Origin of the sequence: Streptomyces sp. NPDC056224, from assembly GCF_042267665.1 — a bacterium.
Lineage (GTDB): Bacteria > Actinomycetota > Actinomycetes > Streptomycetales > Streptomycetaceae > Streptomyces.
In genome coordinates this window covers 258,092-281,224 of record NZ_JBHJTK010000003.1, presented here as the reverse complement: position 1 = coordinate 281,224, position 23,133 = coordinate 258,092, and the positions used below count along the sequence as shown (strand labels likewise).

Annotated in this window: 23 protein-coding genes and 1 tRNA gene; 9 read left to right on the top strand and 15 right to left on the bottom strand. The window is 73.8% G+C overall.

Going from position 1 to position 23,133, the window contains the following annotated elements; translation table 11 throughout:
- The first annotated feature begins 320 nt into the window (after window positions 1–320).
- Window positions 321–1,619 (top strand): M14 family zinc carboxypeptidase, encoded by a 1,299-nt coding sequence (locus ACFCZ1_RS06900; RefSeq protein WP_376677319.1) that lies wholly within the window; start codon window positions 321–323, stop codon window positions 1,617–1,619.
- Here the strand turns inward: ACFCZ1_RS06900 and ACFCZ1_RS06895 are convergent.
- From ACFCZ1_RS06895 to ACFCZ1_RS06885, 3 genes are all read right to left on the bottom strand, one after another.
- A complete protein-coding gene (locus ACFCZ1_RS06895) occupies window positions 1,616–1,825 on the bottom strand; it encodes a hypothetical protein (protein WP_376677318.1) in 210 nt (69 codons plus the stop codon). The two genes, ACFCZ1_RS06900 and ACFCZ1_RS06895, sit on opposite strands and share 4 nt — an antisense overlap.
- Before the next feature lie 166 nt (window positions 1,826–1,991).
- Complete coding sequence (locus ACFCZ1_RS06890; RefSeq protein ID WP_376677317.1) at window positions 1,992–2,450, bottom strand: SRPBCC domain-containing protein; 459 nt, start codon at window positions 2,448–2,450, stop codon at window positions 1,992–1,994.
- A 799-nt stretch (window positions 2,451–3,249) separates the two neighbouring features.
- Complete coding sequence (locus tag ACFCZ1_RS06885) at window positions 3,250–3,813, bottom strand: FHA domain-containing protein (protein WP_376677316.1); 564 nt, start codon at window positions 3,811–3,813, stop codon at window positions 3,250–3,252.
- 110 nt (window positions 3,814–3,923) lie between these two features.
- On the opposite strand from ACFCZ1_RS06885, the gene treZ reads away from it, so the two are divergent.
- Window positions 3,924–5,672, top strand: coding sequence for a malto-oligosyltrehalose trehalohydrolase (treZ, locus tag ACFCZ1_RS06880; protein WP_376677315.1), 1,749 nt, complete (start codon window positions 3,924–3,926; stop codon window positions 5,670–5,672).
- A 50-nt stretch (window positions 5,673–5,722) separates the two neighbouring features.
- On the opposite strand, the gene ACFCZ1_RS06875 is transcribed toward treZ, so the two are convergent.
- Window positions 5,723–6,865: a M24 family metallopeptidase gene (locus ACFCZ1_RS06875; RefSeq protein ID WP_376677314.1), complete on the bottom strand. Its 1,143-nt coding sequence runs from the start codon at window positions 6,863–6,865 to the stop codon at window positions 5,723–5,725.
- Window positions 6,862–7,713 carry a LysR family transcriptional regulator gene (locus tag ACFCZ1_RS06870; protein ID WP_376677313.1) on the bottom strand — a complete coding sequence of 284 codons (852 nt, stop codon included), beginning with the start codon at window positions 7,711–7,713 and terminating at the stop codon, window positions 6,862–6,864. Before ACFCZ1_RS06870 ends, ACFCZ1_RS06875 begins: the two co-directional genes overlap by 4 nt.
- 87 nt (window positions 7,714–7,800) lie before the next feature.
- On the opposite strand from ACFCZ1_RS06870, the gene ACFCZ1_RS06865 reads away from it, so the two are divergent.
- Both ACFCZ1_RS06865 and ACFCZ1_RS06860 read left to right on the top strand, forming a co-directional pair.
- A complete protein-coding gene (locus ACFCZ1_RS06865; protein ID WP_376677312.1) occupies window positions 7,801–8,595 on the top strand; it encodes a hypothetical protein in 795 nt (264 codons plus the stop codon).
- A 74-nt stretch (window positions 8,596–8,669) separates the two neighbouring features.
- Window positions 8,670–8,742 (top strand) — tRNA-His (locus ACFCZ1_RS06860).
- 112 nt (window positions 8,743–8,854) lie between these two features.
- On the opposite strand, the gene ACFCZ1_RS06855 is transcribed toward ACFCZ1_RS06860, so the two are convergent.
- From ACFCZ1_RS06855 to ACFCZ1_RS06840, 4 genes are all read right to left on the bottom strand, one after another.
- Window positions 8,855–9,193 carry an XRE family transcriptional regulator gene (locus ACFCZ1_RS06855; RefSeq protein ID WP_376677311.1) on the bottom strand — a complete coding sequence of 113 codons (339 nt, stop codon included), beginning with the start codon at window positions 9,191–9,193 and terminating at the stop codon, window positions 8,855–8,857.
- Window positions 9,190–9,414, bottom strand: coding sequence for a type II toxin-antitoxin system RelE/ParE family toxin (locus ACFCZ1_RS06850; protein WP_376677400.1), 225 nt, complete (start codon window positions 9,412–9,414; stop codon window positions 9,190–9,192). Before ACFCZ1_RS06850 ends, ACFCZ1_RS06855 begins: the two co-directional genes overlap by 4 nt.
- Window positions 9,387–9,542 (bottom strand): hypothetical protein, encoded by a 156-nt coding sequence (locus ACFCZ1_RS06845; RefSeq protein ID WP_376677310.1) that lies wholly within the window; start codon window positions 9,540–9,542, stop codon window positions 9,387–9,389. The genes ACFCZ1_RS06850 and ACFCZ1_RS06845 overlap by 28 nt, the downstream gene beginning before the upstream one ends.
- Window positions 9,543–9,637: 95 nt before the next feature.
- On the bottom strand, window positions 9,638–11,698 hold the full coding sequence (locus tag ACFCZ1_RS06840) for a phosphocholine-specific phospholipase C (protein WP_376677309.1): 2,061 nt from the start codon (window positions 11,696–11,698) through the stop codon (window positions 9,638–9,640).
- Window positions 11,699–12,001: 303 nt separating this feature from the next.
- Between ACFCZ1_RS06840 and ACFCZ1_RS06835 the strand changes: the two genes are divergently transcribed.
- From ACFCZ1_RS06835 to ACFCZ1_RS06815, 5 genes are read left to right on the top strand one after another with little or no spacing between them, the layout of a single operon-like run.
- The gene (locus ACFCZ1_RS06835) at window positions 12,002–13,024 is read left to right on the top strand and encodes a 3-oxoacyl-ACP synthase III family protein (RefSeq protein ID WP_376677308.1); all 1,023 of its coding nucleotides are present in this window, start codon (window positions 12,002–12,004) and stop codon (window positions 13,022–13,024) included.
- Entirely contained in the window at window positions 13,021–13,764 is a 744-nt protein-coding gene (locus tag ACFCZ1_RS06830; protein WP_376677307.1) for a glycosyltransferase, read from the top strand. The genes ACFCZ1_RS06835 and ACFCZ1_RS06830 overlap by 4 nt, the downstream gene beginning before the upstream one ends.
- Complete coding sequence (locus ACFCZ1_RS06825) at window positions 13,764–15,239, top strand: class I adenylate-forming enzyme family protein (protein ID WP_376677306.1); 1,476 nt, start codon at window positions 13,764–13,766, stop codon at window positions 15,237–15,239. Before ACFCZ1_RS06830 ends, ACFCZ1_RS06825 begins: the two co-directional genes overlap by 1 nt.
- Entirely contained in the window at window positions 15,236–16,366 is a 1,131-nt protein-coding gene (locus tag ACFCZ1_RS06820) for a cytochrome P450 (RefSeq protein ID WP_376677305.1), read from the top strand. Before ACFCZ1_RS06825 ends, ACFCZ1_RS06820 begins: the two co-directional genes overlap by 4 nt.
- Window positions 16,363–17,298 (top strand): NAD-dependent epimerase/dehydratase family protein, encoded by a 936-nt coding sequence (locus tag ACFCZ1_RS06815; protein ID WP_376677304.1) that lies wholly within the window; start codon window positions 16,363–16,365, stop codon window positions 17,296–17,298. The genes ACFCZ1_RS06820 and ACFCZ1_RS06815 overlap by 4 nt, the downstream gene beginning before the upstream one ends.
- Here ACFCZ1_RS06815 and ACFCZ1_RS06810 read toward each other — a convergent pair.
- From ACFCZ1_RS06810 to murC, 6 genes are all read right to left on the bottom strand, one after another.
- On the bottom strand, window positions 17,270–17,863 hold the full coding sequence (locus ACFCZ1_RS06810) for an ATP/GTP-binding protein (RefSeq protein ID WP_376677303.1): 594 nt from the start codon (window positions 17,861–17,863) through the stop codon (window positions 17,270–17,272). The two genes, ACFCZ1_RS06815 and ACFCZ1_RS06810, sit on opposite strands and share 29 nt — an antisense overlap.
- Window positions 17,850–18,224 carry a DUF742 domain-containing protein gene (locus ACFCZ1_RS06805; protein ID WP_376677302.1) on the bottom strand — a complete coding sequence of 125 codons (375 nt, stop codon included), beginning with the start codon at window positions 18,222–18,224 and terminating at the stop codon, window positions 17,850–17,852. The genes ACFCZ1_RS06810 and ACFCZ1_RS06805 overlap by 14 nt, the downstream gene beginning before the upstream one ends.
- A complete protein-coding gene (locus ACFCZ1_RS06800; RefSeq protein ID WP_376677301.1) occupies window positions 18,224–18,637 on the bottom strand; it encodes a roadblock/LC7 domain-containing protein in 414 nt (137 codons plus the stop codon). The genes ACFCZ1_RS06805 and ACFCZ1_RS06800 overlap by 1 nt, the downstream gene beginning before the upstream one ends.
- Window positions 18,634–21,000, bottom strand: coding sequence for a nitrate- and nitrite sensing domain-containing protein (locus ACFCZ1_RS06795; RefSeq protein ID WP_376677300.1), 2,367 nt, complete (start codon window positions 20,998–21,000; stop codon window positions 18,634–18,636). The genes ACFCZ1_RS06800 and ACFCZ1_RS06795 overlap by 4 nt, the downstream gene beginning before the upstream one ends.
- A 260-nt stretch (window positions 21,001–21,260) precedes the next feature.
- Window positions 21,261–21,668 carry a peptide-methionine (R)-S-oxide reductase MsrB gene (gene msrB, locus ACFCZ1_RS06790; protein ID WP_376677299.1) on the bottom strand — a complete coding sequence of 136 codons (408 nt, stop codon included), beginning with the start codon at window positions 21,666–21,668 and terminating at the stop codon, window positions 21,261–21,263.
- A gap of 15 nt (window positions 21,669–21,683) precedes the next feature.
- Entirely contained in the window at window positions 21,684–23,081 is a 1,398-nt protein-coding gene (murC, locus tag ACFCZ1_RS06785) for a UDP-N-acetylmuramate--L-alanine ligase (RefSeq protein ID WP_376677298.1), read from the bottom strand.
- Window positions 23,082–23,133: the final 52 nt, after the last annotated feature.

Here is a 23,133-nt window from a genome sequence, read left to right as displayed (position 1 = left end):
GGCCTGTACCAGCAGTGGCCCCCGGGGCCGGCCGTCCGCGGCGGGGCCGCGCAAGGGCACCCGCGCTGTGGGCTCCGCCCCACACCCCCGCGCGCCGATCGCGGAGGAGCTGGAACGTGGCAGATACCGTCCGCCCGGCACGACGCGGCCCCGCCCGGGACACCTCCCAGCGGGGGCCGGGGAGGTCCCGGGCGCCGGGAGCCCCCTCGAACGGGGGCGAAGCCGCCGGCAGCGGCGCCACACGCTTCGAGCCCCTTCAGGGGCCCTCCCCGAAGGGAAGTACGGAGGCCGCGGAGCGGTAGGCGGTGGGCCCGGCGGGCATGGCATCCCTTGTGACCCTCATCCGTGACATGTGCTACCCGACACCGCGTGAACTCGCCCTGGCCGCCCGCGCACTCGCGGACGAAAACCCCCGCGAGGTACGGCTCCGGCAAGCCGGTACGTCGCGCGCCGGGCAGCCCCTCTGGCTGCTCTCCGTCGAAGCGGTCGGCCCTGCCGGGCCCGGCCGGAACGTCCTGGTCGTCGCCGGGGCCCACGCGAACGAGCCGGTCGGCGGCGCCACCGCCCTCTCCCTCGCCCGCCGCCTCCTGCACGAACCGGCCCCGCGGGCGGGCTGCGGCTGGCACTTCCTGCTCTGCGCCGACCCGGACGGCGCAGAACTGCACCGCACGCCCCGGCCGTACTCGCTCCTCGACTACCACCGCCACTTCTACCGGCCCCCCGGAACCGAACAGCCCGAATGGGCGCCGTCTTTACTGGCCCCGGACCGGCTGCCGCCCGAGACACTGACCCTCACCGCCCTCATCGACGAACTGCGGCCCGTGCTCCAGGCCTCCCTGCACGCCACCGACCTCGGCGGCTCCTGGGTCCAGCTCACCCGGGACGTACCCGGCCTGGCCGAGCCCTTCGCCAAATCGGCCGCCGGGCTGCGCATCCCGGTGGAGAACGGGGCCTCGGACGCCGCCGGCTGGCCCTCCCCCGGGCCCGGGATCTTCGTGATACCGCAGCCGGGGAGCGAGGCGGCCGGGGCTTTCCACCCCGAGGACACCCGGCTCAGCACCTGGTACCACGCCCACCGGTACGCCGGCACCACCGCGATCGTCGAAGTCCCCATGTGGGCCTCCGACCTGGTGGACGACCCCGCCCCGCACCCCGACCCGCGCCGCGCCCTGCGCATGCTGGCGGCACGGCTCGACGGCGACTCCGCGCTCGTCGCCGCCGTCCGTGAAGGGATCCCGCCCGGGCCTCCGCCGTACGGGGACCCGGGCGCGGCGCCCCTGCTGCGCGCGGTCGACTGGACGCTCGCGCTGATCCCCCGGATCACCGCCGAGTGGACCGGCCCCGCGGCTCCCACCGAGGCCACGGCGGCGTACATCGCCAGCATCGACGCCTTCGGGCGGCGCATGTCGCTGCGCGCCGCCGCGATGCTGCTGCGGGTGCTGCGCGCGCAGGGCCACCCGGCGGCGCCCGGACTGGACCGGCTCGTCACGGGTTGGTGCGAGGACTTCGCGGCCCGCTTCCAGGCCCGCTGGGTCCCGGTGGCCACCCAGGTGGAACACCAGTCCCGGACCGTCCTGGCCACGTACGCGTGCCTCACGGCGGCCGAGCGGGCCGCCTAGTACTCCAGCCGTAGATCCTGGTCTCCGGGCTGGACGGGCTGGACGGGCAGCGTGCTGAACAGATGCCGGATCCCGTTGCAGGTCGACGGGATCAACCCGTCCGGGAACGGATGGCCGGCCTGTTCGTGTGCGGCGGTGACGACGAGGACATCGTGCGCGAGCATCGCGAAGGTGACCCACCGGTGCCCGGACGTCCACCGCCGCACCTGCTGTTCGTCAAGTCCGGCCAGGCGTTGCCGCTCACCGCACGGGCCCCGGTCTGCGTTGCTGAAGCGGCTCGGGCATCACGCGATCTCGAGGGCGCCGGACACCGCGGTGGTGTGGACAGGTACGGGTACGGTCACGTGCAGGGCCCCTCCCCGCGGTAAAGACTTAGGCCGACGCATCCGACGACATCAGCTTCTCCAGTTTGTTGAGGCTCTGGGTCCAGCCTTCCTCGTGAAGAGCGCGGCGCCGCTCCGTGGCGAAGTCGCCCTGGGCGACGACCAGAGCAGCCGAGTTACCGCCGATATCGCGAAGGGACAGTGTCACCGTCGTCTCCCGGTCCTCGGGGTCGGGGTCCTCCCACCGGAAGGTGTACGACAAGCGTTCCGGAGGCTCGACCTCAAGGAATTCCCCCACCAGGTAGAACAGATCGCCTTCCGGAGGCTGCATCGCGATCCGATAGCCCCCTCCTGGCCGAAGATCACTTTCCACACTCGGGGTGGCGAACCCGTCAGGGCCCCACCACTTGGCCAGTTCCTGCGGTTCGGTCAGGGCTCGGAACACAACCGGCCGCGGTGCGCGAAGAACACACCGCACGTGCAGTCTCAGCCCGCCATCACGCGTCATCACGAACCTCCTCGAGCGAAGGCATCGAGATTGACCACCACATCCATCCTAGTGCTCCACCCGTGGCCCGCGATCTCACTGGTCAGGGGCGGTGTGAGGACGGGTGGGACCACCGGTGATCACCGCGTGTCGTGTGGACGAACGAAGATCGAGCAGCGGCCGCGGGCCATGGCGGAGACCCTGCTCGCCGGCTGGACGTGCTCGATGCCGCGATGGCCGGGTCGCGGGCCGTTTCGCGCGGATCGAACCGCGACGCCACGCACGGTCTCTCGTCCTGGGACTGCTGTCGAACCTGCCACGGAAGAACTGCTGGACGATCGCCGAGCATTCCGACACGCCACGCCTGACGGCGGCCGAGCCCGCGGGCCGCGGGCGTCCCCGGCGGGGTAGAGGCAGGCATGTGGAGGTGGTGCCGGGCGTCCCGGAAGGCGAACTCGGCCGATTTCAGGCGGCGTATCCGGCGATCGCGCCGTCCGGGACCCGGCGAGCAGCACCCGCATCCGGGACCCCGCGGCGAAGAGCTGCGGCCCGAGCCGCTCGGTGAGACCGGGCGGCCGCGGGGCCGATTTCCCCGACGCGACGTGCTCGTGGATGAGTTCGACCAGGCGGGGCAGGTCCCCGGCGCAGGCGCGTCGCGCGACCAGTGCGCGTGGGGTGCCGTGTTCGGTTCGCTGTCCGGCGCGCTGTCCGGCGCCGTGGTCCATGCCCGCCGTCCTGGCCACGGGGCGGCACGCCGGCGGTCCCCGTTCGCCCCTCAGCCTTCAGCCCGCAGCCCTCGGCCCTCGGCCCTCGGCCCTCCTCAGCTCGACGAGAGCCGGAAGGTCATCTTTCCGAAGCTCACCTGGTCGCCGTCCCGGACCACCGCGGAGCCCGTCACCCGACGCCCGTTGACCGTGGTGCCGTTGGTGGAGCCGAGGTCCTTGAGCACCCACATCCCGCCCTGCAGGCTGAGTTCCGCGTGCGCGCGCGAGACGGTCTCGTGGCTGAGCCGCAGCCCGTTGCCGGGGTCCCGGCCGATCCGCAGGGCCGCCGCGCTCGGGTGCGGCAGCAGCAGCTTGGGCAGCTTCTCGGCGGCCCAGGCGCGCCGGACGCCGACCGAGACGGCGGAGACCCGCCCGACCCAGCCGAACAGCCGACGGGTCCACGGACTCGTCGCTTCCTCGCGGACCTGGAGGTCTGCGGTGAGGACGGCCAGGTCCTCGGAGCGGCGGGCGACCAGGGCGAGTTCCATCCGGCGCAGGAACGTGTCGTGGGACAGCTTTCCGAGGGCGGCGCCCTCTCGCAGCTGGCCCAGCGCCCGGTCGCGCTCGGCGTCGGACAGCCGCGGCGCGGGGAAGGATGGGAACTCAAAACTCGACGTCACAGGGTGATTGTCGGCCCGGCGGGGCCGGAGTGTCCAGAACTCCCCCGCCACGCCCGGAATGATGGGCAGGATACGCATGCTGGACACCGCCGGAGACGAGGGGAACGTCCGTGCAGTTCGAGGTGTGGGCACCACTGACGGGTCATGTCGCCATGCGACTCGACGGCGCGACGTACGACATGGCGCGCGATCCGGAGCGGGACGGCTGGTGGACCGCCCAGGCCCCGGCCGGCGACGGGAGCCGGTACGGGTTCCTGCTGGACGGCGATTCGGTCCCGCGCCCGGACCCGCGCGGCCGGCGGCTCCCGGACGGGCCCGACGGCCTGTCGGCGGTGGTCGACTTCGAAGCCCTCCCCGCGCCGGGGGCCGGGGCGGTGCGCACCCCGCTCCAGGACGCCGTCCTGTACGAGCTGCACATCGGCACCTTCACCCCCGAGGGCACCTTCGACGCCGCCGCCGCCCGGCTCGGGCACCTCACCGCCCTCGGCGTCACGCACGTGGAGCTGATGCCCGTCTGCTCCTTCCCCGGCCGGCACGGCTGGGGGTACGACGGGGTCGCCCCCTGGGCGGTGCACGAGCCGTACGGCGGTCCGGCCGGACTGGCCCGCTTCACGGCGGCCGCGCACGCCGCCGGGCTGGGGGTGGTGCTCGACGTGGTCCACAATCACCTCGGTCCCTCCGGCAACCACCTGCCCGCCTACGGCCCGTACTTCACCGACACCCACCACACCCCGTGGGGCGCGGCGGTGAACCTGGACGCGCCCGGCTCCGACGAGGTGCGCGCCTACCTCCTGGGCAGCGCGCTGGCCTGGCTGCGCGACTACGGGATCGACGGGCTGCGGCTGGACGCCGTACACGCGCTGGCCGACGGCCGCGCCCTGACCTTCCTGGAGGAACTGGCCGCGGCCGTGGACGAGCTGGCGGCCGAGAGCGGCCGGCCGCTGTTCCTGATCGCCGAGTCCGACCGGTGCGACCCGCGCAGCACCACCCCGCGCGCCGACGGGGGCCTGGGCCTGCACGCCCAGTGGAACGACGACTTCCACCACGCCCTGCACTGCGCGCTGACCGGCGAGTCCCAGGCGTACTACGCCGACTTCGCGGAAGCTCCGCTGGCCGCCCTCGCCAAGACCCTGACCCGGGCCTTCTTCCACGACGGGACCTGGTCGTCGTTCCGCGGCCGCACCCACGGCCGGCCGGTGGACCGGCGCCGGACCCCGGCCCACCGCTTCCTCGGCTACACCCAGACCCACGACCAGATCGGCAACCGGGCGCTCGGCGACCGGCTCGCCGCCTCGCTCTCCCCCGGGCTGCTGGCGTGCGCCGCGACGGTGGCGCTGACCGGGCCGTTCGTGCCGATGCTGTTCATGGGCGAGGAGTGGGGGGCGGGCACCCCGTGGCAGTACTTCACCGACCACCCCGACCCGGAGCTGGCCGAGGCCGTACGCAGCGGCCGGCGCCGGGAGTTCGCGGCGCACGGCTGGAAGGCCGAAGAGATCCCCGACCCGCAGGACCCGGCCACCCGGGAGCGCTCCTGCCTGGACTGGGCGGAGCCCGAACAGGCCGGCCACGCCCGCCTGCTGGCCTGGTACCGCACCCTGGTGACACTGCGCCGCACCCATCCGGACCTGCGCGATCCGGACCTCGCGGCCGTCCGGGTCGCCTACGACGAGGAGCGCCGCTGGCTCACCTTCCGGCGCGGCGACGTACGGGTGGCCGTGAACCTCTCCCCGGAGCCGGCCACGATCGCGCTCGGCCGCAACGGGGTGCGGGTGCTGGCCGCCTGGGAACCCCTGGAACACCCGGGCCCGGACGGGCGGATCCACCTGCCGGGCGAGTCGGCGGTCGTGCTGGGCCCGTAGGGCGTGCTCGACCCGTAGGGCGTGCTGGGCCCCGTAGGGCGCGCTCGGCGCTACTCGACGACCGCCAGCTCGCGCGGCGCGTGGTTGAAGCGCCGCGCGCCGTCCTGGGTGACGGTCACGATGTCCTCGATGCGCACGCCGAACCGGCCGGGCAGGTAGATGCCCGGCTCCACGGAGAAGCACATGCCGGGGACCAGCGGCTGTTCCTCGCCCTCGACCATGTACGGCGGCTCGTGGGTGGTGACGCCGATGCCGTGGCCGGTGCGGTGGATGAACCGGTCGCCGTAGCCGAACTCGGTGATCACCGCGCGGGCCGCACGGTCGACCTCCTGGCAGGAGACCCCGGGCCGGACCGCCGCCACGCCCGCCTGCTGTGCCTCGCGGACGATGTCGTGGACGCGCTGCTCCTCGGGGCTCGGTTCGCCCACGTGCACGGTGCGGGAGATGTCCGAGCCGTACCCGTGGCGCAGTCCGCCGAAGTCGAGGACCACCATGTCGCCGTGCTGGATGACCCGTTCGCCCGCCTCGTGGTGCGGGTTGGCCCCGTTGGGGCCGGAGCCGACGACCGTGAAGTCGACCTGGGAGTGGCCGTGCACGCGCAGCAGGGCGGCCAGTTCGGCGGCGACGTCGGTCTCCCGTCTCCGGGCGAAGGGCAGATGGAGGATCTGTGCGTAGGCGGCGTCGGCGGCCTCGCCGGCCGCGGCGAGGCGCTCCAGCTCCCGCTCGTCCTTCACGGCGCGCAGCATGGGCAGGGAGTCGGTGAGCGGGACGTAGGAGGTGGAGGGCAACTCGCGCTGCATTCCCAGGAGATGCAGGGCCCAGGTGTTGTCGCTCACCCCGAAGCGCCCGGCCGCGTCCAGCAGCGGGGCGGTCACCGTGTACGGGTTCTTCCCGTCGGTCCAGTCCCGCAGGGTCAGCGCGGCGGCGCCGGGGGCCTTGGCCGCGTCCGGGGCCTCCAGCGTGGGCACGACGAGCACGGGTTCCCGCCCGGCGGCCAGCACGAGCAGGGTGAGCCGCTCCGTCTCGGCGGTGGGGCGGTAGCCGGTGAGGTGCGTGAGGTCGGGCCCGGGGGCGATCAGCAGTCCGGCGAGGCCCGCGTCAGCGGCGCTCTCGGCGGCCGCGGCCATCCGGGCGGCGTAGTCGGCGGCGGTGAAGGGGGCGGGGCCGGCTGCGTTGTCCGTGTCATCGGTCATACGGCGGATCCTGCCGTGAGCCGCGCGGCGAGGGCAGCGGCCGCGCCGGTCGGGGCGCCGGGTGACAGCAGTTCCGTACGGTGCACCAGGCGGGGCGCGGACACCGGTACGGCGGCCCCCGCCGCCGCTGCGGCCGCTTCGGCGACGCGGCGCGGCAGCAGCACCAGGCCGTGCCCGGCGGCCGCGAGGGCGCACAGGGCGAGCACGTCGGTGCCGTCGTACCGGGCGCCGGTGCGGGCGGCGGTCAGCGGCAGGCCGACACCGGGGGCGTCGAGCCAGCGCGCGTCGGCGAGATCGTCCAGCCGGACGCCGGCCCGCCCGGCGAAGGGGTGCCCGTCGGGCAGCAGGACGGCCAGTTCCTCCTCGCCCACGCCCGTCACGGTGAGCGGGGCCACGTCGGGCAGTCGCAGCGGATCGCTGGGCGCGGCCGGACCGTCCACGAGGCCGAGGTCGCAGCCCCCGGTGGCGACGGCGGCGGGCACCTCGGCCGGGGGCAGCACCCGCAGCGTGACCCCGGTGGCGGGCAGGGCCGCGAGCAGCCGGGGGCCGACGGCGAGGGGGGACGCGGCGAGTGTGATCCGCCCGGGCGGCGCGGCGGCCAGCCGCAGGACGTCGGCCCGTGCGGCGTCGAGCCGCAGGAGCAGCGGTCCGGCGTGCTCCAGCAGGCGCGCCCCGGCCGGGGTGGGTGCCACGGGCCGGCGTGTGAACAGCTCGGTCCGCAGGTCCCCCTCCAGTGCGGCGATGTGCTGGGACACGGCGGACTGGGTGTAGCCGAGCTCGCGGGCGGCGGCGGAGAAGGAGGCGAGGCGGGCCACGGCGACGAAGGTGCGGAGCAGGTGCGGGTCCATGTGATCAGACTGCCATCAGGGCTGCTTATCGATCCAGCAGGAACAATCGTTGGCGCTGAAGTGGGGCGCGGGCCGAGGATGAACGGCATGACGACCGCACCGATCGCCCGGATCGCCCTCGTCGGCGACCGCTCCCCGCACGTGAAGTCCCACACGAGGATCCCGCTCCTCCTCGACGCCCTCGCCTCCCGGGACGGGCTCGTCCTCGACGCCTGCTGGATCCCCACCGGCGACGCCGCGGCCGAGGCCGCCGCCGGGACGCCGGCCCGCTTCGACGCGGTCTGGGTGCTGCCCGGCAGCCCGTACGCCAGCGAGGCCGGGGTGCTGGCCGCGATCCGGGTGGCCCGGGAGGAGGGCATCCCCTTCCTCGGGACCTGCGGCGGCTTCCAGCACGCCCTGCTGGAGTACGCCCGTACGGTCTGTGGGCGGGACGACGCCGCGCACGCCGAGAACGATCCCGGGGCCGCCGACCCGATGATCACACCGCTGGCCTGTTCGCTCGTCGGGCACGAGGGCCTCGTACGGGCCGAGCCGGGCTCGCTCGCCGAGGCCGCGCTGGGCGCGGAGCGGTCGATGGAGCGCTACCACTGCAATTACGGCCCCTCGCCGCAGCACCTGCCGGCGCTCGCCGCGCACGGAATGCGCTTCTCGGGCCACGACGAGGACGGGCAGGTGCGCATCGCCGAGCTGCCCGGCCACCCCTTCTTCCTCGCCACGCTCTTCCAGCCGGAGCTGTACGGGGACGGGACGCGGCCGCACCCGATCGTCCGGGCCTTCGCCGCGGCCGCCGTCGCGCACGCCGCCCGCCGCACGGACGGCGCCGCCGGCCGGCTCTCCGCCACCCTCGCCGCCACTCTCGCCGGCAGCCGGTCCGCCGGATAACGCGTCGCGGGACCACCCGTCTGATCGGCTATGCTGTGCTTGCACATCGAACGGGCGGTCCGCCGCCCTTCGTGGTGGGTGTAGCTCAGTTGGTAGAGCACCTGGTTGTGGTCCAGGTGGCCGCGGGTTCAAGTCCCGTCACTCACCCTTTCGGTCCCGTGGGGGGTACGAGGTTTTCCTCGTACCCCCCACGGGCTTTTGCGTGCCTCGGTCACAACGCGACGTCGGCAGAACCATCACACCGTCACCCGCGCCGGGGTCACGCCACGGTGTACTCCGTGTCACCGAAGTCGGCGACCACGCGCAGCCGCCCGCCGAGTGCCTCGACGTAGGACCGCAGGGTGGCGACCTCCGTTCGGTCGGCTTCACCGTTCTCGATGGCCGACACCCTGGGGGCCGAGACACCCATGGTCTGCGCCACGTCCTTCTGGGTCAGAGCCTGCTCCTGACGGATCTCGGCCAGCCGATAGGCCCGCACCTCGGCCATGAGCCGGTCCATGGCCGCCTGCTTCTCTTCCGGGGACCGCACCGGCAGGCCGGCAGCCGCCCGGCGCTCGCGCGCCCGGCGCTTGGCCTCCTCCCAACCGACAGCGCTCATTCGTACTCCCTGGTGTCCAGCTCGGCGATGTGCGCCTGGTAACGCTTCTCCGCGAGGGGGATGTTGACCTCGTACCACCGCTGCCAGTTTCCTGTTCTGTCTACCGCAACCAGCAACACCGCGCGGCGGACCGGATCGAACGCGAACAGGATCCGGATCTCGCTGCCGCCGGAAGATCCCGGCCGGAGTTCCTTCATGTGGTGCTGTTCCGCACCTTTGATCCGGTCGACCAGTGGTCGCCGAGTGTCGGCCCGATCATCGCGAGGGCGTCCACCGCGTCTTCCACCTGCTCGGCGCTGCGCCAGTCAGCCTCCGCCAGCGCCGCGAACCACTCCGCCACCTCGCTCACGAGGATCACTTCCCATTGAGCCGCGCCCGCGAAGTTAACGCAAGCGTTAACTTCGCGGGCGCCGGATCAGAGCCGTTCACCCGTACGGGAACGGGTCAGACGGTCTTGATCGCCGGGTCGGAGAGGCCCGGGGCGCCCGTCTCCACGTGGCCGGCGAACCGGCGCAGGAAGGTGGCGTCGGTGTCGGAGACGACCTTGACGTCGTACCAGCGGCCCGTCGTGCGCAGGTCCACCGTGCGGGAGACCGTGGAGCCGGGGGTGACCCGGAAGGTCTGGGGCGCGCCGCCGTAGGCGTTGGTGACCGTGAGGTCGACCGCGGCCGGGCCGGGGTTGGTCAGGGTGAGGGCCAGGTTGCCGGTGGCGTCCACGTGGCGGGCCGTGACCTCGGGGCCGGCCTTCTTCGCCGGGCCCTTCCAGGTGCGCAGGAAGCCGTTCGGGCCCCACACCGTGAGGTTGATCTGGTTGCCGGTGGAGCTGCTGGTGCTCCAGGTGTCCGAGAGGGTCTTGCCCGCCTCGACCGTGTAGGGCCAGGGGCCGTCCGTGCGGTTGCCCGAGGTGCTGTGGAAGTGGGCGCCGAGGGCGGGACCGGCAGCGAAGGTCAGGGTGAACTTGCCGGTGGAGACGGTGGCCTTGCCGTCCACGTACGGGCTGTAGCCCAGGGCGCGGGTCGGCTTGGAGCCGGCCTCCTGCTTGGGCAGGGTGCCCGTGGCCGGCGGCACCGGGTGGTAGGACGGGTGGGCGTTGTGGTCCGGCGGGACGTAGCCCGCGGTGGACGGCAGGGCCGCGGGGGTCGCGTCCGCCTGGCTGAAGTCGAAGGCCGAGGTCAGGTCTCCGCAGACGGCGCGGCGCCACGGGGAGATGTTGGGCTCCTGCACGCCGAAGCGCTTCTCCATGAAGCGGATCACCGAGGTGTGGTCGAAGGTCTCGGAACAGACGTAGCCGCCCTTGCTCCACGGGGAGACCACGATCATCGGGACGCGCGGGCCCAGGCCGTAGGGCCCGGCCGTGTAACCGCCGCCCCCGGAGTACAGGTCCTCGGACACGTCCGCCGTGGACAGGCCCCAGGCCGAGGAGGCGGGCGGGTACGGCGGGACGACGTGGTCGAAGAAGCCGTCGTTCTCGTCGTAGGTGATGAACAGGGCCGTCTTGGCCCATACCGCCGGGTTCGCGGTCAGCGCGTCCAGGACCTGCGAGATGTACCAGGCGCCGAAGTTCACCGGCCAGTTCGGGTGCTCACTGAAGGCCTCGGGGGCGGCTATCCAGGAGACCTGGGGCAGGGTGCCGCTCGTCACGTCGGCGCGCAGCCGGTCGAAGTAACCGTCGCCCGCCTTGACGTCGGTGCCCGTGCGGGCCTTCTCGTACAGGGCGCTGCCGGGCTGGGCGCCCCGGTAGCTGTTGAAGTACAGCAGCGAGTTGTCGCCGTAGTTGCCGCGGAAGGCGTCGCTGATCCAGCCCCACGAGCCGGCCGCGTTCAGGCCGTCGCCGATGTCCTGGTAGACCTTCCACGAGATGCCGGCCGACTCCAGGCGCTCGGGGTACGTCTTCCAGCCGTACCCGGCCTCCTGGTTGCCGAGGACCGGTCCGCCGCCCGCTCCGTCGTTGCCCGTGTAGCCGGTCCACATGTAGTAGCGGTTCGGGTCGGTGGCTCCGATGAAGGAGCAGTGGTAGGCGTCGCACACGGTGAAGGCGTCGGCGAGGGCGTAGTGGAACGGGATGTCGTCCCGGGTCATGTACGACATGGTGGTGGCCGTCTTGGCCGGCACCCACTTGTCGTACTTGCCGTTGTCATAGGCCCGGTGGCCGCCGGCCCAGTCGTGGTTCAGGCCCTCGACGAACTGCATCCCCAGGTCGTCGACCTGCGGGTTGAAGGGGAGGACGTCCTTCGTCCCGTCGGACTGGAAGAAGACGGACTTGCCGTTGTCCTGGAGGACCGGCCGCGGGTCGCCGAAGCCCCGTACGCCCTTCATCGCGCCGAAGTACTGGTCGAAGGAGCGGTTCTCCTGCATGAGGACGACGACGTGTTCGATGTCCTGGATCGTGCCGGTGCTTCCCTGGGCCGGGATGGCCGCGGCCCGCGCGATGCTCTCGTTCAGCATCGCGGCGGCGGCCGTGCCGCCTGCGATCTGCAGGAACCTGCGGCGGTTGAGTTCTGCCATGGCGTGACGACCTCTGCGGGTGACGGGGAGGGGAGTCGAGGGGTGCCCCAAGGACAGCGGCCCCGGGGTACCGGACGGAGATCCTTGTCCGACACCAGGCCGTACAGCCGGAGAACGGAAGGGTCGCCGGCCACCGTCCCGCGCGTCCGGCGAAGACGGTAGGGGATCCGCTCGCCGCGCAACAGCCCCCGGAAGCAGCGCACTTCGAGGTCGGCGCGCCGAGAGGGTACTCATTGCGGCCTGTGCGCCGATCTGAGCATCCGTACTCAGGCCCGGGAGGGACCGGCTTGTCATCGTGTGGGCATGTCCTTTCAGCCAAGTGACCCGCGGCCGCGCGCCGGGATAACCGCCGTCGGCAGCCTGTTGCCCGAGGAGATCGTCTCCTCGCGATCCCTTCAGCGGGAGGTGGCCCGGCGCACCGGCCTCGCCCTGCCGCCGACCCTGCTGACCCAGGCCACCGGGATCGTCTCCCGCCGCGTCGCGGGCGAGGGGGTGTACGCCTCCACGCTCGCCGTGGGCGCCGCCCGCCGGGCCCTGGACGCCGCCGGCCTGTGCCCCCTGGACATCGACCTGCTGGTCTTCGCCTCCGCCTCCCGCGACATGGTGGAGCCCGCCACCGCCCACATCGTGCAGGCGGAGCTGGGCTCGCGGGCCCACGCGGTGGACGTCACCAACGCCTGCAACAGCTTCGTGAACGGGATCGACCTCGCCCGGTCGACGGTCCTGGCCGGGCGGGCCCGGCGGGCCCTGGTGGTGACCGGGGAGACGCCGAGCCGGGCGGTGCGCAAGGATCCCGCCGACTTCGCCGAGTTCCGCAGCGGCTTCGCCGGCTACACCTTCGGCGACGCGGGGGCGGCCGTGGTCGTGGAGGCCGTGGAGCGGGGCGGGATCCTCGACGTGGACACCGAGACCCACTCGGAGCACTGGGAGGTCGGGGGCATCCCGGGCGGCGGCTCCCGGCACCCGCGCGGCGACGAGCACACCTACTTCCGCGGCGACGGGCACGAATTGCGCCGCGTCTTCGAGAAGGTGGGCACCGCCGTCATCGACCGGACGCTGCACCGGACCGGGATGGACTGGGACGGCTTCGCCAAGGTGCTCGTGCACCAGGTGACGGTGCCGTACCTGGAGCGGTTCGCGGAGCTGACCGGGGTGCCGGCCGGGAAGCTGGTGGTGACGGTGCCCGAGCTCGGCAACATCGCGAGTGCGAGCATCGGGGTCCAGCTGGACCGGGTGTTCGCGGAACTCGCCACCGGGGACCGGGTGCTGTTCGTGGGTCTCGGCGGCGGCATCAGCATCATGACGATGGTCTGGGAGAAGTCGTGAACGCCCCGATGTGGGTGGTCGTGCCCGCGCACGAGGAGGAGGCGCGCCTCGCCCAGACCCTGCGGGCCCTCGCCGCGCAGCGGGACCGGGACTTCACCCTGCTGGTCGTCGACAACGCCTCGGCGGACCGGACGGGCGCCATCGCCCGGGAGTTCGCGGCGGGCGCGCCGTTCCCGGTGGAGGTGATCGAGGAGCCGCAGAAGGGGGTCGGCTCCGCCGTGGACACCGGTTTCCGGTACGCGATCGGCCGCGGCGCGGCCCTGCTCGCCCGCACGGACGCCGACTGCCTGCCCCGCCCCGGCTGGACCCGCGCCGCACGGACCGCCCTCACCCGGAGCCCCGGGCTGGTGTGCGGGCGGATCACCGCCCGGCGCGACGAGCACGGCCCGCCGGGCCGGGCCGGTTTCGCCCTGCTCGTGGCGCTCGCCGCGCTGTTCGGGCGGCTGCGGCCCGGGCACGCGCGCCGCAACGGCTTCCGGGCCCCGTACCGCATGCACGCCGGGAACAACATGGCCATCACCGCCGAGCTGTACCTGGCGGTCGGCGGCATGCCCCGGCGCCCCTCGCCCACCGACCGGCTCTTCCTCAACGCCGTACGCCGTCACACCGACCGGATCGTCCACTGCCGCCGGATGGTCGTGGAGAACTCCACGCGGCGCCTGCGGGCCTACGGGATCGCGGGCACGGCCCGCTGGTACCTCGACCAGGGAAGCGGCGGCCACGGAACGGATCCCCGCTGATGCTCGACCGTCTCGACCACGCGCTGCGCGACCGCCCGGAGCGGCCCGCCGTGCTCACCTCCACCCGTACGGGCACGTCCCGGGTCCGGGCCACCCGCGGCGAACTCGCCGAGCTGTCCGACGCGTTCGCCGCCGCCCTGCACGCGCGCGGGCTGCGCGCCGGGGACACCGTGGGCGTCGCCGTACGGCCCGGGCCGCGGGCCCTGGCCGTGCTGCTCGCCCTGTGGCGGCTGGGCCTGCGCGGCGCCGTGCTCGACCCGGGCGCGGGACCCGACGTGCTGCGCGCCCGGCTCGCCCTGGCCCGGCCCGCTCTGGTGCTGGCCGACGCGGCCGCTCAGGCGGTGGCGGGCTGGGCCCGGCCGCTGGCCCGCCGGACGGGGCTCGCGCTGCCGGACCTGGCCGCGCTGGGCCCGGTGGCCACCGTCGGCCGCCGGCTGCCGGGCTGCGCGCCCGCGCTGGACCTGGCGGCGCCCCGGGCGGGTGTGCCCGTCGCCCGGGACCACGACGGCGACGCGGTGATCGTGTTCACTTCCGGGACCACCTCCCGGCCGCGCGCCGTGGTCCACACCCGGTCGAGCCTGGCCGCCGGGATGGCCACGGTCGGCGCCCTGTTCGACGCGGCCCCGGACCGGCCCGTGCTCGGCGGCACCTTCTTCGTCCTGGTCCCCTCCCTCACGCGCGGCGCCCCCGTCGCCCTCCCGGCCCGCGACCCCCGGGTGCTGGCGCGCCAACTGGACCGGCTGCGGCCCCAGGACACCTACCTGACCCCGCCCGCCCTCCGGGACGCGCTGGGTGCGGGCGCCCGCTTCCACGGCCGAGTCTGGACCGGCTCCGCCCCGGCCGGGGCCGGGCTGCTGGAGCGGGTGCGGGCGGCGGGCGCGGCGCAGGCCTGGGGGGTGTACGCGCTCACCGAACTGTTCCCGGCCGCCGCGGTCGAGGCGCGGGAGAAGTCCGCCTTCGACGGCGCGGGTGACCTGGTCGGCGCCCCGCTGCCCGGCGTCACCGCCAAACCCGACGCGGACGGGCAGCTCCTGCTGTCCGGGTCCGCCGCCCGCCACCGCTACCTGGGCGAGGAGCCCGACGCGTGGGTGCGTACGGGCGACCGGGCGCGGCTGGACGGCGCGGGCCGGATCGTCCTCGAAGGCAGGGCCAAGGACATGGTGCTGCGCCGGGCGGAGAACATCTATCCGGGGCTGTACGAACCCTCCCTGCATGTACCGGGGGTGGAGCTGGCGCTGCTCGTCGGGATCCCGGCGGGCGAGGGGGACGAACGGCTCGTCGCCGTCGTGCAGCCGGGGCGCGGGGTGCGCGAGCCCGCCCTGCGCGCCGCGCTGGCGGCGCCGCTGCGACGGATGGGCACGGCCCGTCCCGACGCGCTGCTGTTCGCCCGGATCCCGTTGTCGGGGCGCTCGCGCAAACCGGACCGGGCGGCGACGGCGGCCCTGGCGGCCCGACGCCTGGGAGGGTCGGCATGAGGGCACAAGCACAAGCACAGGCACAGGCACAGGCACAGGCACGGGCACGGACACGGGCCCGCCGGCGCGACCGGCGGGTCTATCTGGGCGCGCATCCGCTGCTGTTCGCCCTGCTCGCCGCCACGCGCGGGCGGGGCGTGCGCCGGCTGGGGCGGACACTGCTGGTGCACGACGCGGACGCCTACCGCCAGGCGCTGACCCGGCTCCCCCTCGACCGTACGGCGGCGGGGACGACGGGCGGTGCCGCGCGCTCCGCGCTGCGGGGCGGTGAGGGCGTGCTGTTCGATCAGGAGGGCGGGGAGCACCGGGCCGGGCGGCGCGGTCTCTCGGGCGGGCTCGGGGCCGAGGGGGTGGAGGAACTGCGTTCCGTGTGGCGGCCGTTGCTCGTACGCCGCCTCGCGCCGCTCGCGCGCGGCGCCGAGGTGGACCTCGTCGGGCTGGCGCGGGAGCTGGCCGGCTCGGTGGTGTGCGCCCTGCTGGGCTCCACCGCCGATCCGCGGGAACTGGCGGAGGCGGCAGGCGAGGCCGCGGCCGCCTCCGTACGCAGTCACCTGCCGGGCCCGCGCCGCCCGGGCGCCGAGGCGGAGGCCGCCCGCTGCGCGGAACGGCTGCGCCGGCTGCTCGGCGCGGGGGACGAGGCGCTGGCCGCGATGGTGGCGGTGGCCGCCGTCAACACCACCGTCGCCGCGCTGCCCCGGGCGGTGGCGTGGTGCGCCGACGCGGACCTGTGGGACCAGGCCGCCGACGAGGCGCTGCGGCCGGTGCTGGCCGAGGAGCTGCTGCGGGTCACCGCGGCCTCGCCGCTGCTGCCCCGGGTGGCCGCGGCCGACGGGGCGGTCGGGGGCTGCCCGGTGCGCGGCGGCGACCGGCTGTTGCTGGTGGCCCGGCACGCGGCGCAGGCGCACCGGCGCGACCCGGACGCCCTGCGGCCGGCCGGTCCGGGTACCGCCCGGCTGGTGTTCGGGGCCGGACCCCACGCCTGTCCGGGGGCCCGGCTGGCCCACGTCCAGCTGGCCGATGTCCTCGGGGAGCTGGCCCCGTACCGGCCGGTGGTGACGCGGGCCTTGGTGGACCGGCGGGCCGCCCTGCCCGGCTGGCGTTCCCTGACCGTACGGGCGGGATCGTGATCGCGGTCACGGGCGCCAGCGGCTTCTGCGGCGGGCACGTCGCGCGCGCGGCAGCGGCGCGCGGGGAGCGGGTGGTGTGCCTGGGCCGCCGGCCGGGCCCGGTCGGCGAACACCGCTTCTGGGACGCCTCGTCGGGGACACCGGACCTGTCGGGCGTGGAGGTCGTGGTGCACTGCGCGGCGGCCGTGGGTGATCCGGCGCCCGGCTCGCGGGCCGAGGCGTCGATGCGCGCGGTCAACGTGGGCGGTACGCGGCGGCTGCTCGCGGCGGCGGGCGGGCGGCCGGTGGTGTGGGTGAGCAGTGCGAGCGTCTACGACCCGCGGCACGACCGGAGCCTGGTGGCCGAGGACCATCCGCGCGGCGGGCAGCTCAACGCGTACGGGCGGACCAAGGCGGCGGGCGAGGCCCTGGCGCTGGCCGCGGGCGCGGTGGTACTGCGGCCGCGGGCCGTCTACGGACCCGGGGACACCCAGCTGCTGCCGCGGCTGTTGTCCCGGGTCCGGGCCGGGACCCTGTTGCTGCCGGGGCCGGACGTCCGGCTGAGCCTCACGGCGGTGGAGAACCTCGCCGACGCCGCTCTGGCGGCGGCGCTGTGGCCCGAGGGGGCCTACAACGTGGCGGACGCCGAGCCGTACGGCCGCGACGAGGCCGTACGGGCGGTCCTGCGGGCCCACGGCGTGCGGGCCCGGATCCGGCACCTGCCGCTGGGGGCGGCCCGTGCGGCGGCCCGGTTCGCGGAGGCCCTGGCGAGCGCGGGCGCGAGCGCCGAACCGGCGCTGAGCCGCTACGCGGTGGACCAGCTGGCCCACTCGGTGGTCCTGGACACGGCCAGGGCCCGGTCCCGGGGCTGGACCGCGGGCCGCACCCTGGAGGACCACCTCCGCTCGGTGGCCGGGAACGGCCTCAGACGGTCGCCGGAACGCCCGTCTTGACGATGAGCAGGTCGAGCAGGGACAGCAAGGACCGGCGGACGTCGGAGCGGGAGCGGGCGTCGAGCATGAGGACGGGCGTGTTGGGGTCGCGCAGGTGCAGCGCGGCCCCGATCTCCTCGGCGGTGTAGTGCTGTTCGCCGTGGAAGCAGTTGGCGCCGACCACGAAGGGCAGTCCCCGGCTCTCGAAGAAGTCGACGGCCGGGAAGCTGCGGTCGAGGCGGCGCGTGTCGACGAGCACGATCGCGCCGAGCGCCCCGTTGAGGAGGTCGTCCCACATGAACCAGAAGCGTTCCTGGCCGGGCGTGCCGAACAGGTAGAGGACGACTCCGGCATCGGTGAGGGTGATCCGGCCGAAGTCCATCGCCACGGTGGTCACCGTCTTGGACTCGATGCCGTCGAGGTCGTCGACGCCGACACCTGCGGCCGTCAGCCGCTCCTCCGTACGCAACGGCTCGATCTCGGAGATCGTCTCCACCAGAGTCGTCTTGCCGACTCCGAAACCCCCGGCGATGAGGATCTTGACGGGGGCCGTTTCCGGAGGGGCGGGGGTGTCATATCCGGGCAAGGTTGTCCCTGATTCTCATGAGCAGGTGGACATTGGTGGTCTCGGCGCCCGCCAGGGGGGACCGGTGGTGGATCAGCCCGCGGTCCGCGAGTTCACCGAGCAGCAGCGTCATCGGGGTGAGCCTGATGTGCATCCGGGCCGCGATCTCGGCGACCGCCCGGCCGCCCGGCTCCCGGCACATGGCGAGGACGGCCTGCCACTCGGTGGGCAGGCCGCCCCAGGCGTCCTCGCCGGCCGCCGCCGTGATCGTGGTGTCCATGGTCAGGACGGCGTGCGGGGCGGCTGTACGGCCGTCGGTGAGGGCGTACAGCCGCGTCCGGCGGGGGCGGCCGGCGGGCTGCTGTGGCTCGTCCTCCGGCATTACGGCGTCGGCGCCTGGACCCGCTCGGGAGTGCCGAGCCACTCGCCGAGCGCCTGGGCCGTCCGTACGGCCTCGCCGCCCAGCTCGCCGAGGCGGGCCTTGCGGGAGGTCACCACGATGAGCGTGCTTCCCTCCCCGCAGCCGACGATGCACAGGTACCTGTCGTCCATCTCGATCAGCTGGCGGATGACCCGGCCGCCGTCGACCTCCCTGGATATCGCCTTCATCGTGGCCGCGATGCCGGAGGCCGCCGCGGCCATGCGCTCCGCCTGGGGCTGGTCGAGCAGGTAGGCGCTGAGCTTGATGCCGTCATTGGAGAGCAGCACGGCTCCCTGGATGCCGGCGATCCTGCTCAGGTTGTTGTCCAGGACGCTGTAGATCGCATCGTTGGATGTCGCAGTGTTTGTAGTCATGGCTGTTCCTGTCGGAGCTCTGCTTCCACTGTTCGGGTCCCCTGCTCGTAGTCCGCCCAGGCGTCGGCCACCTCTTCGGGTGTCTCCGTGTCCTGGCCGGCAACTGGTTCCGGTGCGCGTGGTGCGCGCAATTGTTCGGCGATGTGGGTCTGCGGAACCCGCTCGGGGAGTGCCGGGCGGGCGCCGCCGTCCCGGGCCGCGGGCGGGCCGTCCGTCCGCCGCTCGGGGGGCCTGCGGCTCGGCAGCCCGGATCCCGTGTGCAGGACCAGTTCGGGCTTGCGCTCCTCCGGCCTGCGTTCCTCTGCCTCGCGCTCCTCTGCCTCGCGCTCCCCGGCCTCGTGCTCCCCGGGAAGGCGCGGTGCGGGCAGGGGCGGTGCGGGCGCGGGCGGCGGCGATGCCGGCTTGCGCGGTGTCCCGCCCTCGGCCGGCACCAGCAGTTCCGCGGGAACGATCACCACGGCCGAGGTGCCCCCGTACACGGAGCGGCGCAATGTGACCGTGGCCTCGAGCTGGTCGGCGAGGTGGCCGACCACGAAGAGTCCCAGCCGGTGCGCGTTCTGCGCGAGGACGGAGAACGGCGGGGCCGAGTGCAGGCGCGCGTTCATCTCCTCGTAGCTCGCGGGGGTCACCCGCGGCCCGCGGTCCTCGATCTCGACCGACAGCCCGTCCGCCACCAGTTCGGCGCGGATGACCACCTTCGACCTCGGCGGGGAGAACCGGGTGGCGTTGTCCAGCAGTTCGGCCAGGAGGTGGCTGATCTGGCTGACCACCCGCGGTTCCACGCTCGCCTCGTCCAGGGCCTGCCGCTCGATGCGCCGGAAGTCCTCGACCTCGGCGGCCGCTTCGCGCAGCAGGTCGGCGACCCTCATCGGCTCGGTGTGCGGGTCGGGGACCTCTCCGCCCGCGAGGATGAGCAGGTTCTCGATCTGCCGGCGCATGCCCACGGTCAGCTGGTCGGACCGCATCAACTGGGCGAGCAGCGCCTCGTCGTGACCGAAGGTGTCCTGGAGCTCCTCGGTGAGGCTCAGCTGGCGGCTGACCAGGTTTCCGGTGCGCGAGGCGATGCCCGAGGCGAACATGCCGAAGCCGTGGCGTTCGGCGGCGAGCTGCCGGTGCCCGTCGACGGACACGGCGACGACGCGCGCGAACGCGTCGCTGATGCGGCCGACCTCGTCCTGTTCCCCGCGCACCGCCGGCAGCGCCCCGGAGTCGACGGGCTGCCCCCGCTGGAGCCGGGCCACGACCTCCGGCAGCGTGTCCTCGGCGACGGTCACCGTACGGTCGTGCAGGGAGCGCAGGCGGCGCAGGACCGAGCGCGTGGTGAGGACGACGACGGCCACGACGGCCATCAGGGCACCCGCGCTCACCGCGATCAGCCAGGCGACCTCGGTGTCCAGCTCAGCGGCCTTGGCCTCGCCGCGCGCCAGGACGGCCCGCCCCCGCTGGCCGTTGAGGACGCCCAGTTGGACGGCGAACTTCTCGTGCGCCGCCCGCCAGCCGGTGACCTCGGGGGGCAGCTTGACCCCGGACTCGATGTCCTTGTGGTCGGACACGATCGCGCTCTCGATGCGGATCTTGGTCTGCCACTCCGGCGAGGCCATGATCCCCAGGTAGAACTGCCGTTCGTCCGAGGGAAGGTAGGGGACGATCCAGGTGGCGTAGAGGTAGCGGTGGGCTCCGACCGCGCCGATGAACTCGTCGAAGTCCTCGGCGGTCAGTTCCCTGGAGGGCCCGGACAGCGCGATGGCCGTGTCCTCGCGGGCCACCATCTCGGAAGCCGAGAGCAGGGCGACGGCGGGACGGCTCAGTCGGGCGAGTTCGCCGTCGTCCGCGTGGCTGAACTCCTCCTGGTACAGGCGGATCGCCGCGTCGACGACTCCGCTGTAGTACCCGGTCGCGCTCGCCGCCGTGCCGTTACGGGCGTCTGCGCGCACCCGGTTCGCCGCCAGGCCGTCGAGCAGGTGGCTCACCTCCGCGACGCGATCGCTTTCGTGCCCGGCGCCCCGCGGATCGGTGGACAGCCGGCGGAACTCGGCCACGGCCCGGTCCGCCGCCGCGCGCCGGTCGCGCAGGTCCGTGTCGGGCACGGGTGTACCGGCCCACCGCGCGGCGGTCATCGTCCGCTCGGCCTGCATCTCGGTCACGAGCGTGTAGAGGGGTACCCCGATCCGCTCGCCGGCCGCCACATCGGCCCGCAGGTGCTGGGACTGGGCGAGCAAGCGCTGAGCGGTGACCGCCACTTGACTGGCCATCGCCGTGGTGGGGACCAGTGCCAGCAGGATGAGCAGCGTGCGCAGCCGCACGGTGCGCCGCCGAGGAGTCGTCGACTGCCCTGGTGCGCCTTCGGGTTCTATGGGAGACATCAGTCCTCGGGAGCGCGTTCGGGCTTCGACAGGGAATGCGAGGAAGCCGATCATAACCAGCCACCCCGCAGAAGCGGACGGCTGTCGCGCATAGCCGAAACGTGGTATCGGCTTTCCCCGTGCGCCGGCCGGAGACCGGATCGGAACCCAACCGCGATGTCTCCGACACCATGCCCGGGGGCAAGGGCCGGGAGAAGGGTCGGACATGGCAGTGACCCCGCCCGAGGGCAGGGTCACGTCCGGACACGGCTCGGGCGGCGTCAGCCCTCGGTCGGGGTCAGGCGCAGCGAGATGCTGTTGATGCAGTACCGCTGGTCCGTCGGCGTCGGGTAGCCCTCGCCCTCGAAGACGTGGCCCAGGTGGGAGCCGCACGCCGCGCAGCGCACCTCGGTGCGGACCATGCCGTGCGAGATGTCGGCGATCAGCTCGACGGCCTCGGTGTCCTTCGGGTCGAAGAAGGAGGGCCAGCCGCAGTGCGACTCGAACTTCTCCGAGGAGCGGAACAGCTCCGCCCCGCAGCCGCGACAGGAGTAGACGCCTTCCGTCTTGGTGTCCGTGTACTCACCGCGGAATGCCGGCTCGGTACCCGCGAGGCGCAGCACCTGGTACTCGGACGGGGTCAGCTCCGCCTGCCACTGCTCGTCCGTCTTCTCGACCTCGTACGCCATGACCTTCCCGCTCCCTCAGTTCGCCAGGCGGGCGAGGATCTGAGGCCCCAGATCCGTGACGTCGCCCGCGCCCATGGTGAGAACGAGATCACCGGGCTTGGCCATTCCCGCGATGACGTCGGCGACGGCCTCCTTGGAGTGCTCGGCGCTGACGTCGGCGCCCGCGGCCCGGGCGGCGGCGATGATCAGCTCGCTGGTGACGCCGGGGATCGGGTCCTCACGGGCCGGGTAGATGTCGAGGACGACCGAGGCGTCGGCCAGGGCCAAGGCCTGGCCCATCTCCTTGCCCAGCTCCTGGGTGCGGGAGAAGAGGTGGGGCTGGAAGACGACCAGGATGCGCGAGTCCCCGGCGGCGCCGCGGATGGCCTCCAGGTCCGCGGTCATCTCCGTGGGGTGGTGCGCGTAGGAGTCGATCACCTGGACGCCGGCCGCCTCGCCCTTGAGCTGGAGGCGGCGCTTGACCCCGGTGTACTTGCCGAGGGCGGAGGCGAGGTTGTGCGCCGGGATGCCGAGGGCGACGCCGGCGGCCAGTGCCGCGACGGCGTTGTGCGCGTAGTGGCGGCCGGGCACGGAGACGGTGAAGGTGAGCATCCGGCCGTCGAGGACGACCGTGACCTCGCTGGTCAGCCCGCGCGGGGTGATCTTCGTGATCCGGACGTCGGCCTCGGGCTCCTCGCCGTACGTGACGACGTTCAGGCCCTCCCGGCCGGCGACGCGGCGGGCGATCTCGGCCGCGCCCTCCTGGCCGTGGGCGACGACGAGCGTGCCGCCGGGCACGACCTTGGAGACGAAGGTCTCGAAGGACTCGTAGATCTCCTCGATCGACGCGTAGTTCGCGTGGTGGTCGAGCTCCGCGTTGAGGATGATCGCGACCTGCGGGGTGTACTTGTGGAAGGTGCGGTCGCTCTCGTCCGCCTCGGCGACGAAGATGTCGCCCTCGCCGTGGTGGGCGTTGGACCCGGGGGCGTCCAGGTCGCCGCCGATGGCGTACGAGGGGTCGAGGCCCAGCGCCGACAGGGAGACCGCCAGCATCGAGGTGGTGGTGGTCTTGCCGTGCGTGCCGGCGACGGCGATCGGGCGCAGCCCGTCCATCAGCGCGGCCAGCGCGTCGGAGCGGTGCACCACGGGGACGCCGAGTTCGGCGGCGCGCGCCAGCTCCGGGTTGTCGGCGCGGATGGCGCTGGAGACGACCACGCAGGTGGAGTCGGTGGCGAGGTGGACGGCGGCGTGGCCGCCGTGGACCGTGGCGCCGTGGGCGCGCAGCGCCTGGGCGGTCTCGGAATCCCCCCGGGCGTCGCTGCCGGCCACCTGTGCGCCGCGCTGGGCCAGGATCTTCGCGATGCCGGACATGCCGGCGCCGCCGATGCCGATGAAGTGGGGCCGTTCCATGGCGGTCGGCAGGCCGGGCTTCATTCAGGTCGCTCCAGGATCGAGTTCGGTACGTGTGCGCGTGGGGCTCTGAGTG

Excerpts from the sequence above, each read along its gene's own strand:
- ACFCZ1_RS06890 (WP_376677317.1), bottom strand. The coding sequence starts at position 2,450 with ATGACGCGTGATGGCGGGCTGAGACTGCACGTGCGGTGTGTTCTTCGC.
- ACFCZ1_RS06855 (WP_376677311.1), bottom strand. The coding sequence starts at position 9,193 with ATGAGCGCTGTCGGTTGGGAGGAGGCCAAGCGCCGGGCGCGCGAGCGC.
- ACFCZ1_RS06900 (WP_376677319.1), top strand. The coding sequence starts at position 321 with ATGGCATCCCTTGTGACCCTCATCCGTGACATGTGCTACCCGACACCG.
- ACFCZ1_RS06875 (WP_376677314.1), bottom strand. The coding sequence starts at position 6,865 with ATGACCGATGACACGGACAACGCAGCCGGCCCCGCCCCCTTCACCGCC.
- ACFCZ1_RS06865 (WP_376677312.1), top strand. The coding sequence starts at position 7,801 with ATGACGACCGCACCGATCGCCCGGATCGCCCTCGTCGGCGACCGCTCC.
- ACFCZ1_RS06835 (WP_376677308.1), top strand. The coding sequence starts at position 12,002 with ATGTCCTTTCAGCCAAGTGACCCGCGGCCGCGCGCCGGGATAACCGCC.
- ACFCZ1_RS06805 (WP_376677302.1), bottom strand. The coding sequence starts at position 18,224 with ATGCCGGAGGACGAGCCACAGCAGCCCGCCGGCCGCCCCCGCCGGACG.
- ACFCZ1_RS06870 (WP_376677313.1), bottom strand. The coding sequence starts at position 7,713 with ATGGACCCGCACCTGCTCCGCACCTTCGTCGCCGTGGCCCGCCTCGCC.
- ACFCZ1_RS06825 (WP_376677306.1), top strand. The coding sequence starts at position 13,764 with ATGCTCGACCGTCTCGACCACGCGCTGCGCGACCGCCCGGAGCGGCCC.
- ACFCZ1_RS06840 (WP_376677309.1), bottom strand. The coding sequence starts at position 11,698 with ATGGCAGAACTCAACCGCCGCAGGTTCCTGCAGATCGCAGGCGGCACG.
- msrB (WP_376677299.1), bottom strand. The coding sequence starts at position 21,668 with ATGGCGTACGAGGTCGAGAAGACGGACGAGCAGTGGCAGGCGGAGCTG.
- ACFCZ1_RS06820 (WP_376677305.1), top strand. The coding sequence starts at position 15,236 with ATGAGGGCACAAGCACAAGCACAGGCACAGGCACAGGCACAGGCACGG.
- ACFCZ1_RS06795 (WP_376677300.1), bottom strand. The coding sequence starts at position 21,000 with ATGTCTCCCATAGAACCCGAAGGCGCACCAGGGCAGTCGACGACTCCT.
- murC (WP_376677298.1), bottom strand. The coding sequence starts at position 23,081 with ATGAAGCCCGGCCTGCCGACCGCCATGGAACGGCCCCACTTCATCGGC.
- ACFCZ1_RS06800 (WP_376677301.1), bottom strand. The coding sequence starts at position 18,637 with ATGACTACAAACACTGCGACATCCAACGATGCGATCTACAGCGTCCTG.